The following is a 12,721-nucleotide window of genomic DNA, read 5'->3' as shown; positions in this document are numbered from 1 at the left end:
CTTCTCGCCTCATATTTTATTCTGGAATCTCTTCGGTCGGTCTGTAGTGCCGGTCAGCGGATGGCGGTGATCCGGTCGGGCCGGACGCTCCGGCGCCTGATCCCGAAGTGTTCGAGGGCTTTTCCTGGATCACAGGCCCCGAACCGCCGGACGCTGCCGTCTCTGCTGTCGGTGACGGTCAGTTCGGCCACCGGTGCGGTGAGGCGGGTGTCCCTGGAGGCGGTCCAGGAGCACCTGCCGCTCACACACCCGGCAATAGCATCGTCATAGCCTGCAACCACAAGATGGATGGTGCCGGAGACAGTGCCGCCGAGGCATGCAGCGTCCCGGACCCGTTCGGCGTCCAGAGAGGGGGGGGGAACCGGCACCCGCAGGGAGGCGTGGAGAATGCGATCGGACTCGTAGCCGTATTTTATCAACCGGGCCACGGTCGTCCCGGCGACAAGGGCTGCGTTCATCACCGCCCCGGCGATCCCTGAAGCGGGAGCAAGAATGATGGTGAGGCGGTCTACCCCGACGCCGCATGCCTCAGCAATCCGTCCTGCCTCGTCGTCGTCAGGGAACCATCCGGCATCCAGGCAGACGACGGCGTCGTCTGCCTGTTCGTCCATCTCGATCATCTGATAGATCCGGGGGGGGCGGCGGGCGAGGGCGCGTCCTGGCCCTGATGCCGACACCGCCTCTCCTCCAGCCCGCACCTTCCAGAGGGGGAGCAGTGCGCCAAGGCAGGCGTCTGCAGGGGATGCGATGTTCATCTGAAGGATAGGCAGAGTATAGGGGCCGATGGCGCCGATCCCTGTCCATGCCCGGGCGCATCCTCCGCATGCCGCCTCTACCGTCCGGCATCCCGCCTCATAACTCCCGGTGACCTCCCGCCCGCTCCCGCAGTCGATGAGCATGGCCCCTCCTTTCATCCTCCCGGCCCTGATGCCGAGCAATGCGGCACGTTCGGTCATCTCCTTCACCATCGGGAGGGCCCCCTCGTTCAGACCAGCCATGGGCATCCCTTTCCCTCCAGATATATAGTGTTGTGGGCCGCACGACCGACCTCCGGAGGTAATGGGATGTCGTTTCCATGGGCGATGTGTCAATCGCTATCTTCATCCTCCGTCCCGCCAGAGAGAGATGAAGGAGGGGGGCCCTGCCCATCCCACGGCGGTATGCCGGAGGTGACACTATGAAACAGGATACACGTTCCGAACAGGAAAAAGCAGAGGGAATGGACCGAATTGCGCGGACGATCTTCGCCCCGATCTATCCGGTGCTCGCGGAATATTTTTTCGAGCATTTCGGTCGGCGGGACGGCGTCTGCATTGATCTGGGGAGCGGTCCCGGTCATCTGGCGATCGCTGTCGCAACGGCATCTGAGATGGAGGTGTGGTCCCTCGACATCTCGGCGTCGGCACAGGCGATCGCGGAGAATAACATCCAGGAAGCGGGCCTGGAGGGACGCGTGCGGACGGTCCCGGGGAACGTTGCTGCCCTTCCCTTCCCGGATGCCTCCGCCGATCTCGTGGTCAGCCGCGGTTCGGTGTTCTTCTGGGAGGACCTTCCTGCCGCCCTCCGCGAGGCCGCACGGGTGCTGAAGAATGGAGGGATGGCGATCATCGGCGGCGGGTTCGGGAATGCCGAACTGAACGGACGGATCGTGCCGGAGATGATCCGCCGCAACCCCGACTGGGGGGAGTTCAACCGGAAGAACATCTCATCTGAGACGATGGAGCGCTTCAGGGAGGCATTGTCCGGGGTGGAGGGCGTCGAGGGAGATGTCGTCAGGGACGAATCCGGCCTCTGGATCGTGATGAGGAAGGGGGCGTCGGCATGAAGTGCCGGATCTGCGAGCAGGGCTGCACCATCCCTGAGGGCAGCACCGGCATCTGCCGGATGTATACCGTGAGGGGTGGCGAGTTCGTCGAGCGCCACCCGGACGCCTATCTCACCGTGATGCCGGTCTCGATCGAGACGGTGCCGGTCCTCCACTACTCCCCGCGGGCAAAGGTGCTCCAGGTGAGCACGGTCGGCTGCACCTTCTCCTGTCCGGGGTGCATCTCCGAGGTGTTGATCGGGGACCCGGACGGAATCGCCGGCGCCCTCAGGCACCGATCGCCTGCCGGGATGGTTGAACGGGCGGAGGCGGAGGGGTGCTCGGGGATCGTGTTCTGCCTCAACGAACCCGCCGCCTCGTTCCCCACCTTTCTCAGACTCGCCCGTGCGGCGCAGGAGGCCGGACTCTCGGTGGGGTGCTCGACGAACGGGTATTTTACGGAGGAGGCGCTCAACGCCCTCATCCCCCATCTGGACTATATGAATGTGGGGCTGAAGGGGGTCTCGGACGGGCGCTACCGCGCCTGCGGGGCGGCGCATGCGGCCCCGGTCTTCAGGAACATCGGGCTCTGTGCCGCCGCCGGTGTGCATGTCGAGGCCTCGGTCATGTACCTCCGCGGCGGCGAGGAGGAGGTGCTCGGTGCGGCGCGTCGGCTTGTCGGCATCTCTCCCGAGATCCCCCTGCAGGTGATGCGGTTTGTGCCCTTCGGCGATGCATGCGCCGGTGACGAACCCACGGTCCTGGAATCGGAGGACCTCTGCCGGCGGGCGCGGGAGATCCTGCCGTTCGTCTATCTCTTCAACTCGCCCGGGACGCCCTGTCTCGACACCCTCTGCCCGCGCTGCGGCGAGCGGATCATCGGGCGGGAGTTTTATGGGCCGATGGGGGCCAGGACAGTGTGGGCACGCTCCAGCCCGGTCTGCTCCTGCGGGGAGCGCCTCCCGGTCCGCGGCGCCATCGGGACGGAGTGCTTCGACGAGCCCGGTCTGCTCGGTGGTTACCGCACCACGCGGGCGTTCGAGATGGTGCGGGCGATCCTTGCCTGCCTGGGCGCCGGCGACGGCGCTGCCCTGCAGGGGTTCTGGTCGGGGATCGTGAACGAGAATTTTATCGGCGGAATGCACGACCGCATCCAGACGATCGACGGCTATCTGGGACTTGTGGATGATATCGGGGCCAGGGCCGGCAGGCAGGAGGAGGCGGCGGCGCTCCATGCATGGCTTTCTGATCGCACGGAGCAGGTGATGGTGGCCGTGGCCGGATCCGACCGCCGGCCCCGTCTCTATTATTCGATGGGCACCCCGCTGTTCGCCCTGAACGCCGGGAGGTTCGAGGTCTGTCTTGCCGGGACCGCCGGGGCGACGGTGGTCAACCGGCAGATCCCCAGGAAGGGAAAACCGGGCGTGAACATCTCGTCCGAGGAGTTCCTCGCCCTGAACCCGGAGGTGATCATCGTCTCCGGATTCCTCTCCGCTCCTGCCGAGGATTACCTGCGGTTCTGCCATGAGGGGGGTCTGATCGTGGATGCTGTCCGCACCGGTGCCGTGTATACGATGCCGCCGGGATGGGATTTCGGCAGTCCACGCTGGGTGCTCGGGCTGATGGCGCTCGCCGCCACTCTCCACCCCGATCACTGCGCCTTCGACCTGGATGAGGAGGAGCGGGCGTTCTACCGCCGCTTCTACGGGGTCGATCCGGAGGCGGTGAACCATAACCGTTCCTTCCGGGGCACGACCGTGAAGTAAGGGGGGCACACCTCTCCGCTCCCTGTGATCCGGACGCCTGGAAAACCCTGTTCCCGATCAAAATGATCCCGTTTTTATCCGTTTCGCCCGCATCCCTGTATATGGCAGGCACCTTCGGGCGCAGCATTGCGCTCATCAAAACCTCGCTTTCGGTCCTGAAACAGGACCGGGAACTCCTCCTCTTCCCGGTCCTCTCCGCAATCGCCACGATCATCCTGGTCGCCTCGTTCATCGTGCCGATCTTCGTCTCCGGTCTGCTGATGCAGGCGGCGTCCTCATGGGTGTTACAGGTCGTTCTCCTGGCCATTTTTTACTTCATCACCTTCTCGGTCGCCATCTTCTTCAACACCGGCATCATCGCCTGCGCCGATATCAGACTCAGGGGCGGCGACCCGACGGTGCGGGACGGGCTTTCGGTTGCATGGGCAAACATCGGGCGGATCCTCTCCTGGGCCCTGGTCGCCGCCACGGTCGGGCTGGTGCTCCGTCTGGCCGCAGAACGTTCCGGTCTCCTGGGAAAAATTGCCATCGCCATCGTCGGCGGTGTCTGGAGCCTTGCGACCCTGTTCGTGATCCCGGTGATGGTCTTCGAGCAGAAGGGTGTCGCCGACGCCATCGGGGAGTCCTGGCGTCTCTTCAAGGGAACGTGGGGCGAAAACGTCATAGGAAACGGCGGTCTGGGCCTCCTGGTCCTCCCGGGCATTCTGCTGTTTGTCCTCGCCTTCGCAAGCCTCGTCCTGGGGAATATCGTCCTCACGGCAGGATTGTTTGTGCTGGCCATCATCGGGACGGCGGTCCTCGGTGTGGTCTACGGGAGTCTGCACGGCATCTTTGTCACCGCCCTCTACCGGTATGCGAAAGACGGGACAGTTTCTCCCGCCTTTGGCGACGATCTGGTCAGGAACGCCTTTGTGGCAAAGCGGTGAAACACATCATTCCGTCGGCCCTGTTCCGGATTTCCCTTCCACCGTTCTGTGGGGTCGGCGGGGTTCTCCCCCTCTGTTCCACACCTATTATATAGGGGGGAGTGCCACCCTTCAGGTAATGTGTGGTGAATGTTTTTTCGCCGGTGAATGCCTTTATCCTCACCAGCGCCGCTGATCGTCACACAGACATCGGTTCTCTGACCGTCGCTCCCGGAGCGATGGCGATGTACGCCTTCTTTTTTGGATATTTTTATCTCTTTTAAAAGTCCCCGCAGTATGTCATGCCGGCGGGGAGGAGTTGATCATGAGAGGAAAACAGATCAGGATGGAACGTATCATGGACCGGAACACCGGAAAGACGATCATCGTACCGATGGATCACGGTGTGACGGCAGGGCCCATGCCCGGGCTCATCGACATGGGACGGACGGTGGATGCGGTTGCCGACGGGGGAGCGAACGCCGTGCTCGGTCATCTCGGACTCGCCCTCTACGGCCACCGGCAGAGCGGGCGGGACATCGGGCTCATCCTCCACCTCTCGGCCTCCACGACCCTCGGGCCGGACCCGAACGAGAAAGTGATCGTGAACACCGTCACCAACGCCCTCAAGATGGGGGCCGACGCCGTTTCGGTGCATATCAACATCGGCGCCGGTTCGGAGGCCCGGATGCTCGAGGATCTCGGGCAGGTGGCGGTGGAGTGCATGGACTGGGGGATGCCCCTGCTTGCGATGATGTACCCCCGCGGTGCGAAGATCCCGGACGAGAAGGATGTAGAGGCGGTCTGCCTCGCCGCCCGCGCCGGTGCCGAACTCGGGGCCGACATCATCAAGACTGTCTACACCGGCGACCCGGACTCGTTCCGTGAGGTGACGCGGGGATGCCCGGTGCCGGTGGTCGTGGCCGGCGGATCGAAGACCGAAGACCTCTCGACGCTCCAGCTCATCGAAGGGGCGATGGAGGGGGGTGCCGCCGGCCTATCCATCGGGCGCAATGCCTTCCAGCACCGGCACCCCGACCGCTTCCTTCGGGCGGCGGCGGCGATCGTGCACGGGGGGCGGACGGCGGAAGAGGCACTGGAGATGGTGAAATGATCGGCAAGGCGATCAGACTGGAACGGATCATGGACCGGAATACGGGCAGGACGGTCATCGTCCCGATGGACCATGGCTTCACTCTGGGGCAGATCGAGGGACTCCGGAGAATGCCCGAGGCGGTGGCCGCCGTTTCCGATGGGGGGGCGAACGCCATCGTCATGCACAAGGGCATGGTGAAGGCGGGTCACCGCGGGAGCGGGCGGGATATCGGGCTCATCGTCCATCTCTCGGCCTCCACCTCCCTCAACCCGGACCCGGACGACAAGGTGCTCGTCTGCACCGTGGAGGAGGCGGTCGCCCTGGGTGCTGATGCCGTCTCGATCCACATCAACCTGGGGGCGCCCAACGAGTCGCGGATGATCGAGGCCGCCGGCGAGGTCTCTCGGGAGTGCACCCGCCGGGGCATGCCGCTCCTGATCATGATCTACCCGCGGGGCACCGGCATCGACCCGCGCTCTCCGGTGGCCGTCGGTCACTGCGTGCGGGTGGCCGAGGAGATCGGGGCCGACCTGATCAAGACGAACTACACCGGCGATCCGGCGTCGTTCGCCGAGATCTGCGCTGCATGCTCGGTGCCGGTGCTCATCGCCGGCGGGGAAAAGGCGGGCGATCTCGCCACCCTGAACGCCATCAGGGATGCCGTTTCGGCCGGTGCGGCGGGTGTCTGCATCGGGAGGAACGCCTTCCAGCGGGAGGACCCCCGTTTGTTCGTCCGCGCCCTCTGCGCCGTCGTCCACGAGAAGACCGATCCCGCCCGGGCGCTGGAGGAGGCATGACCGGGACTTCGAAGCGCTTCTGGGTGGACGTGCGCCCCTGGAGCACGGAGATCGCCACGGCGGCGATCGAGGCAGGGGCCGATGCCCTGGTGGCGGACCGTGCCGCCGATGCCCGCGCCCTCGGGCGGATCGCTACGGTGGCGCCGGACGGTGACCTGGTGCCTGAGCGCGATGTTGTGTTTGCCGAGGTGACGCCGGATTCGCCCCTCCCGGACGCCGGCGACGCCCTGCTCGTCGTCTCCACCACGGACTGGACGGTGATCCCCCTTGAAAATCTCGTCGCCGCCTTCCCCGACCGGGTGATCGCCGTCGTCTCAGACGCCGATGAGGCGCGGCTCGCCCTCGGCATCCTGGAGCGGGGTGTTGCCGGGGTGCTGCTCAGGACCGCCGATCCCCTGCAGATCGGGGAGGTCGCCGCCGTCCTGCGGGATGTGGGAGGGCGATACGCTCTGGCCCCCTTCACCGTCACCAGGATTGTGCCGGTCGGCATGGGCGACCGGGCGTGCATCGATACCTGCTCCCTCCTGGCCGAAGGGGAGGGGATGCTCGTCGGCAACACCTCATCCGGGTTCCTGCTCGTGCTTGCCGAGACGGCCGAGAACCCCTATGTCGCCCCCCGCCCGTTCCGGGTGAACGCCGGGGCGGTCCACGCCTACCTGCTCGGCCCGGACGGGCGGACCTCTTATCTCTCCGAGGTGCGGGCGGGCAACAGCGTGCTGGTGATCGGTGCCGACGGCACCGGGGAGACGGCGGCGGTCGGTCGGGTGAAGATCGAACGCCGTCCCCTGCTGCTGGTCGAGGCCGAGAGCGGCGGTGCGAAGGCCGGGCTGGTGCTCCAGAACGCCGAGACTGTCAGGCTGATGGGCGAGTCCGGGCCGCTCTCGGTGGCCGCACTATCGGTCGGGGACCGGGTGCTGGGGGTCTCGATGGAGAAGGGCCGCCACTTCGGGATGGCCGTCGGCGAGACGATCACGGAGACCTGAGATGCATATCGGGATCATCGGTGGCACAGGGGGTATGGGCTCGTTTTTTGCCCGCACCTTCGCCGCCGCCGGGCATGAGGTCTCGGTCTCGGGCCGCCATACCGCCGTGACGAATGCATGGATTGCGGAGCACTGCGACCTTGTGGTCGTTTCCGTCCCCATCCGGGCCACGGCGGCGGTGATCCGAGAGATCGCACCCCTCCTCCGCCCCGAGCAGAGCCTCTGCGACCTCACCTCCCTGAAGGCGGTGCCGGTAGCGGCGATGCTCGAGACGGAGGCGGCAGTGCTCGGTCTCCACCCGATGTTCGGTCCGTCGGTCGCATCCCTGCGGGGGCAGACGATCATCGCCTGCCCGGCCCGGATCGATCCTGAGCGCCAGGAAGAGGTGCTCGGCATCTTCAGGGCCGAAGGGGCACAGATCACGGAGATGGACCCCCTGGAGCACGACCGTTTGATGGCGGTGGTGCAGGCCCTCACCCATTATGCGACCCTGACGGTGGCAGGGACGATCCGCCGCCTGGGGATCGATCTCGATGCCCTGCTCTCTGCCACCAGCCCGGTCTACCGGATCGAGACGGCGCTCGTCGGGCGGATCCTGGGGCAGGATCCGGACCTCTACGGTCCTATCCTGCAGGAGAACCCGGCGGTGCCGGAGGTGCTCGCCGCTTTCTCGGACGCGGCGGTCGAACTCTCACGCGCGGTCGTCGATGGGGACGAACAGGCGTTCACGGAGATCTTTGCGGCCGATGCCCGGTATTTCTCCGGCTATATCCCACAGGCGACGGAGGACTCGGAGGTGCTGGTGCGGTGTCTCTCCGAACGATGAGGCTTGCGGCCCTGGGGCCCGAGGGGACGGTGAGCCACGCCATCGCCTCCCGTCTTGCCGACGAGGTCGTCCTCCTCCCCACCATCGCCGCCGTCTTCGCCCATGTCGCTGCTGGAGGGGGCGATGGTGTCGTTCCTATCGAGAACAGTGAGGCAGGTGGGGTGGGGGCGGTGCTCGACGCCCTGATGCGCCATCCCCTCTTCATCACCGCCGAGGTGTATGTGCCGGTCCGCCACCATCTCGCATCCTTTGTGGGACGGGAGGCGATCACCGAGCTCCATGCCCATCCGCAGGCCCACGAGCAGTGCAGCCGTCTGGCCGACGCTCTGGGGGTGCCGGTGATCCATACGCCCTCGAACGCCGCAAGTGCCCGTGCGGTGAGGCCGGATGGAACGGCGGCGGCGATCACCACGCTGGCTGCGGCGGAACGCGCCGGCGTCCCGGTCCTGGAGTCCGACGTGCAGGACGCCGCTGGCAACACCACGCGCTTTGTGGTCATTTCCCGGCAACGCTATGCGGGCGAAGACGCCGTCAAGTGTTCGGTGCTCATCGATCCGCGGACCGACCGCGTCGGGCTGCTCGCCGAGATGCTGGCGGTGTTTGCCCGGCGCTCGATCAACCTCACCAGGATCGAGTCCCGGCCAGCCAGACGGGGGATGGGGCGGTATGTATTCTTTGTGGACGGTCATGCCTCTCCCGCCTGGGAGGGTGCCCTGGCTGAGCTCGATGGTCTGGCGGCTGTACAATGGTTTGGCTGCTATCCGCGTCTGGAGGTGGGGGAGTGGAGGTGAGGATCGAACGGCGGCAGGAGGTGGACCTCCGCTTCACCGCCCCCCCCTCAAAGAGCGTCACCCACCGCGCCCTCATGATCGCCGCCCTTGCGGAGGGCGAGTCGGTGATCCGCCGCCCGCTCCGTGCCGCCGACACCCGTCTGACCGCCGCCGCCCTCCGCTCCCTGGGGATTGACCTGGTGCAGGAGGAGGAGAGCGTGCGCCTGCAGGGCTGCGCCGGTGCCCTGCCCGACACAGGGGGTCCGGTGCGCCTCTCCCTCGGCAACTCGGGCACCACCCTGCGGATCATGGCTGGAGTCTCCCTCCTCGCCCCGCATCCGGTCTGTCTGACCGGCGATGCCCGCATGCAGCAGCGCCCCTTCGGCCCGCTCGGCGACGCCCTGGTGCAGGCGGGGGGGCGGGTCCGCTATCCGGTTCAGGAGGGCTATCCGCCGGTTGAGGTGCAGGGCCCCCTCCGTGGGGGTGTGGTCAACTTGGAGGGCGGCATGAGCAGCCAGTTCCTCTCCTCCCTGCTCATCGCCGGGCCCTATGCCCGCCGCACCCTCGCCGTCTGCATGCGCACCCCGCCGGTCTCCCGCCCCTATATCGACCTCACGCTCCGCACGATGGAAGATTTCGGCGTCCGTCCCTTCAGGGTCGGTTCGGAATGGTTCGTGGTGCCGGAAGGGGTCTATCGGGGCCGGGACTACACCGTCGAGGGCGACTGGTCCTCGGCCTCCTATCTCTGTGCGATCGCCGCCGTCTGCGGTGGACGGGTGAGCGTCGGCGGGCTGGAGCGCACCTCGGCGCAGGGTGACCGGATCTTCCCTGAGATCCTCTCGGCAATGGGGTGCCGGGTGCGCTGGAACGGCGACCTCCTCACGGTCGAGCGCGACGGGCCCCTGGAGGGGATCGAGGTGGGGATGGCCTCCGCCCCCGACATCGTCCAGACGGTGGCGGCCGTGGCGGCGTTCGCCCGCGGATCGACCACGATCACCGGGGTCGCCCACCTCAGGTACAAGGAGAGCGACCGTCTGGAGGCGATCCGGCGCGTGCTCACCGCCGCCGGGGCCGGGGTGACGGTGGAGGGTGACCGCCTCACCATCCGTCCCGGCCCCCTCAGGCCCCTGATCGTCGATCCAGAGAATGATCACCGGACGGCGATGAGCGCCGCCGTGATCGGACTCGGTGCCGGGGGTGTCGTTGTCCGGGATGCGGGGTGCGTCGAAAAGTCCTATCCCGGTTTCTGGGAGGCGCTTGTGGGGGTGGGACTGCTATGAAGGTCGTGCTGATTGGTTACCGGGGCACCGGAAAAACGGTTGTCGGGCGTCTTCTTGCCCGCCGTCTCGGTCTTCCCTTCATCGACACCGACGCCGCCACCGAGGGGCGGGCCGGGATGTCGATACCGGCGATCTTCGAGCGTCTCGGGGAAGAGGCCTTCCGGGCAATAGAGCGCTCGGTGATCGCCGGTCTCGCCGATGAGGAAGGGGTGATCAGCACCGGCGGCGGGGCGGTCCTGGACCCGGCAAATGTGGCCGCGCTCCGGCGGGGGGGGACGGTGGTGCTGCTCCATGCACCGGCATCCGTGATCGCCGAAAGGATCGCCGGGTCTGACCGCCCGCCACTCACCGCCCTGCCACCCGACGAGGAGATCCGGGAGGTGCTCGCCATTCGTCGCCCATATTATCTCCGTGCGGCCGACATCTGTGTCGATACTGCCGCCCTCACCCCGGGCGAGGTGGCAGAGGCGGTGCTCGATCACCTCCATGCATCCGGCAGGGACATCGGGATCCTGGATGGTTTTTCGATGCCGTCGGGGGAGAGGAAGCGCCTCGCCTCCCTCCCTGCCCCCACCCGTCTCTTTGGCATCGCTGGCCATCCGGTGCTGCACAGCCGGAGCCCAGAGCTCTGGAACGCCTTGTTTGCCGAGTGCGGGCTGGATGCGCATTACACCTTCCTTGGCCACCCGGATTTCTCCGCCGTCCTGGATGCGGCGGTCGGGCTCGGGGTGCAGGGGCTCTCGGTCACCATCCCGCACAAGGAGTCGGCCCTCAACGCTGCCGATCGGGCCGACCCCCATGCGGAGGCGATCGGGGCTGCAAACACCCTTCTCATCAGGTGCGGGATGTGCTGTGCCTCGAACACCGACTGGATCGGTGTCCGCCGCCCCCTGGATGGGGTATTGCCGGGGCGGGCGGTCGTCCTGGGGGCGGGTGGTGCCGCTGCCGCCGCTGTCTATGCCCTGCTCGACCTTGGCTGCGAGGTGACGGTGCTCGCCCGCAATCCGGAACAGTCGCGGGCGCTGGCCGGGCGGTTTGGCTGTGATTCCGGGACGATGCAGCAGTTCGGGGTGATTCGGCCCGAAATCGTCATCCACGCCACACCGGTGGGTATGGGCGGGGATCCCGGCTCCCTGCTCTCGCCCGCCGATCTCCTGCCTTCGATGACGGTCTTTGACCTCGTCTACACCCCGGCTGAAACCCCGCTCCTCCGCATAGCGGCCGAACTGGGGTGCCGGACAATCTCAGGCACCGGGATGTTTGTGTATCAGGCGTGCGAACAGTTCCTCCATATGACCGGGATCAGAGTCCTGCCTGAACGGGTGAGGGAGGTGCTCGGGGTATGAACACCTTCGGCCGCCATTTCCGGGTCACCACATTCGGCGAGAGTCACGGCCCCGCTATCGGTGCGGTGATCGACGGGTGCCCCGCAGGGATGCCCCTCTCCGAGGCCGATATCCAGCCGATGCTCGACCGCCGACGACCGGGCGGCCCCCTCTCCTCGCCTCGCGCCGAAACCGACCGGGTCGAGATCCTCTCCGGGGTCTTCGAGGGGAAGACCACCGGCACCCCCCTCGCCCTGATCATCCCGAACCGGGACGTCAGGAGCCATGACTATGACGCCCTGCGGGAAGTCTTCAGGCCAGGTCATGCCGACTACACCTACTGGAAAAAATACGGACTCCGCGACCATCGCGGCGGCGGTCGGAGTTCCGGGCGGGAGACTGCCGCCCGGGTCGCCGCCGGTGCGGTGGCCCTCCGGGTGCTCGAACGGGAGGGTATCTCTGTTTCAGGTGCGGTGCTCTCGGTCCGCGGCGAATCTGATCCCGACCGGTTCGCTGTGGTGATCCGGGAGGCGCAGGCGGCGGGCGACTCGGTTGGCGGGATCGTCGAGGTCCGCGCCGCCGGCATCCCGGCGGGCCTCGGCAGCCCGGTCTTCGGGAAACTCGATGCCGCCATCGCCGCCGCCCTGATGGGGATCGGGGCGGTGAAGGGTGTCGAGATCGGCGAGGGGTTCGGTGCCGCCGCCCTCCTGGGGAGCGAGAACAACGATGCCATGGATGCCACGGGTTTTCTCTCCAACCATGCGGGCGGCGTCCTCGGCGGCATCTCAACCGGTGCGGAGATTGTCGCACGGATCGCCGTCAAACCGACCCCTTCCATCGCCCTCTCCCAGCGGACCGTCGATACGGCGGGTCGGGAGCGGGAGGTCTCGATCCGGGGGCGTCACGATCCCTGCATCGCCCTCAGGATCGTCCCGGTGGCCGAGGCGATGCTGGCGCTGGTGATTGTGGATGCCCTGCTCGAAGAGAGGGCATATGCGGTGAACGACGCTTCTGGTTTGTGAATGATCCCCTGGAGGGGGAACCGATGCTCCGTTTTTTCCGGTCCCCTCAATCAGGGCACAATACGATTGAAGCGCGATCCGCCCGCGTGAAAAAAAGATGTATGCTCGGGAACGGATGGGCCTGTCCGTTTCCGGTGCACCGGAGGT

Annotated in this window: 12 protein-coding genes; 11 read left to right on the top strand and 1 reads right to left on the bottom strand. The window is 66.6% G+C overall.

Annotation, left to right across the window (positions count from 1 at the left end):
* Positions 1 to 53: 53 nt before the first annotated feature.
* Positions 54 to 998 (bottom strand): methenyltetrahydromethanopterin cyclohydrolase, encoded by a 945-nt coding sequence (locus CUJ86_RS01000; RefSeq protein ID WP_165394716.1) that lies wholly within the window; start codon positions 996 to 998, stop codon positions 54 to 56.
* 179 nt (positions 999 to 1,177) lie between these two features.
* On the opposite strand from CUJ86_RS01000, the gene CUJ86_RS00995 reads away from it, so the two are divergent.
* From CUJ86_RS00995 to aroC, 11 genes are all read left to right on the top strand, one after another.
* On the top strand, positions 1,178 to 1,825 hold the full coding sequence (locus tag CUJ86_RS00995; RefSeq protein WP_130645702.1) for a class I SAM-dependent methyltransferase: 648 nt from the start codon (positions 1,178 to 1,180) through the stop codon (positions 1,823 to 1,825).
* Positions 1,822 to 3,570 (top strand): radical SAM protein, encoded by a 1,749-nt coding sequence (locus tag CUJ86_RS00990; protein ID WP_130645701.1) that lies wholly within the window; start codon positions 1,822 to 1,824, stop codon positions 3,568 to 3,570. The genes CUJ86_RS00995 and CUJ86_RS00990 overlap by 4 nt, the downstream gene beginning before the upstream one ends.
* 101 nt (positions 3,571 to 3,671) lie before the next feature.
* On the top strand, positions 3,672 to 4,496 hold the full coding sequence (locus tag CUJ86_RS00985) for a DUF6159 family protein (protein ID WP_130645700.1): 825 nt from the start codon (positions 3,672 to 3,674) through the stop codon (positions 4,494 to 4,496).
* 304 nt (positions 4,497 to 4,800) lie between these two features.
* On the top strand, positions 4,801 to 5,589 hold the full coding sequence (locus tag CUJ86_RS00980) for a 2-amino-3,7-dideoxy-D-threo-hept-6-ulosonate synthase (protein ID WP_130645699.1): 789 nt from the start codon (positions 4,801 to 4,803) through the stop codon (positions 5,587 to 5,589).
* On the top strand, positions 5,586 to 6,368 hold the full coding sequence (locus CUJ86_RS00975) for a 2-amino-3,7-dideoxy-D-threo-hept-6-ulosonate synthase (protein WP_130645698.1): 783 nt from the start codon (positions 5,586 to 5,588) through the stop codon (positions 6,366 to 6,368). The genes CUJ86_RS00980 and CUJ86_RS00975 overlap by 4 nt, the downstream gene beginning before the upstream one ends.
* Entirely contained in the window at positions 6,365 to 7,351 is a 987-nt protein-coding gene (locus CUJ86_RS00970; protein ID WP_130645697.1) for a 3-dehydroquinate synthase II, read from the top strand. Before CUJ86_RS00975 ends, CUJ86_RS00970 begins: the two co-directional genes overlap by 4 nt.
* A gap of 1 nt (position 7,352) precedes the next feature.
* Entirely contained in the window at positions 7,353 to 8,177 is an 825-nt protein-coding gene (locus tag CUJ86_RS00965) for a prephenate dehydrogenase/arogenate dehydrogenase family protein (protein WP_130645696.1), read from the top strand.
* On the top strand, positions 8,159 to 8,968 hold the full coding sequence (locus tag CUJ86_RS00960) for a prephenate dehydratase (RefSeq protein WP_130645695.1): 810 nt from the start codon (positions 8,159 to 8,161) through the stop codon (positions 8,966 to 8,968). The genes CUJ86_RS00965 and CUJ86_RS00960 overlap by 19 nt, the downstream gene beginning before the upstream one ends.
* Entirely contained in the window at positions 8,959 to 10,227 is a 1,269-nt protein-coding gene (aroA, locus tag CUJ86_RS00955) for a 3-phosphoshikimate 1-carboxyvinyltransferase (RefSeq protein ID WP_130645694.1), read from the top strand. Before CUJ86_RS00960 ends, aroA begins: the two co-directional genes overlap by 10 nt.
* A complete protein-coding gene (locus tag CUJ86_RS00950; RefSeq protein ID WP_130645693.1) occupies positions 10,224 to 11,573 on the top strand; it encodes a shikimate kinase in 1,350 nt (449 codons plus the stop codon). Before aroA ends, CUJ86_RS00950 begins: the two co-directional genes overlap by 4 nt.
* Positions 11,570 to 12,574 (top strand): chorismate synthase, encoded by a 1,005-nt coding sequence (gene aroC, locus CUJ86_RS00945; RefSeq protein ID WP_130645692.1) that lies wholly within the window; start codon positions 11,570 to 11,572, stop codon positions 12,572 to 12,574. Before CUJ86_RS00950 ends, aroC begins: the two co-directional genes overlap by 4 nt.
* Positions 12,575 to 12,721 lie beyond the last annotated feature (147 nt).

This window comes from Methanofollis fontis (assembly GCF_004297185.1).
Classification (GTDB): Archaea; Halobacteriota; Methanomicrobia; order Methanomicrobiales; family Methanofollaceae; genus Methanofollis; species Methanofollis fontis.
Note: the sequence above shows the minus strand (reverse complement) of the source record. Positions and strands in the feature narration are given on the sequence as shown.

What these genes read in the sequence shown, in the direction of transcription:
- CUJ86_RS00965 (WP_130645696.1), top strand. Translation starts at nt 7,353, where the DNA reads ATGCATATCGGGATCATCGGTGGCACAGGGGGTATGGGCTCGTTTTTT.
- CUJ86_RS00970 (WP_130645697.1), top strand. Translation starts at nt 6,365, where the DNA reads ATGACCGGGACTTCGAAGCGCTTCTGGGTGGACGTGCGCCCCTGGAGC.
- CUJ86_RS00950 (WP_130645693.1), top strand. Translation starts at nt 10,224, where the DNA reads ATGAAGGTCGTGCTGATTGGTTACCGGGGCACCGGAAAAACGGTTGTC.
- aroC (WP_130645692.1), top strand. Translation starts at nt 11,570, where the DNA reads ATGAACACCTTCGGCCGCCATTTCCGGGTCACCACATTCGGCGAGAGT.
- CUJ86_RS00975 (WP_130645698.1), top strand. Translation starts at nt 5,586, where the DNA reads ATGATCGGCAAGGCGATCAGACTGGAACGGATCATGGACCGGAATACG.
- CUJ86_RS00995 (WP_130645702.1), top strand. Translation starts at nt 1,178, where the DNA reads ATGAAACAGGATACACGTTCCGAACAGGAAAAAGCAGAGGGAATGGAC.
- CUJ86_RS00985 (WP_130645700.1), top strand. Translation starts at nt 3,672, where the DNA reads ATGGCAGGCACCTTCGGGCGCAGCATTGCGCTCATCAAAACCTCGCTT.
- CUJ86_RS00980 (WP_130645699.1), top strand. Translation starts at nt 4,801, where the DNA reads ATGAGAGGAAAACAGATCAGGATGGAACGTATCATGGACCGGAACACC.
- CUJ86_RS01000 (WP_165394716.1), bottom strand. Translation starts at nt 998, where the DNA reads ATGGCTGGTCTGAACGAGGGGGCCCTCCCGATGGTGAAGGAGATGACC.
- CUJ86_RS00990 (WP_130645701.1), top strand. Translation starts at nt 1,822, where the DNA reads ATGAAGTGCCGGATCTGCGAGCAGGGCTGCACCATCCCTGAGGGCAGC.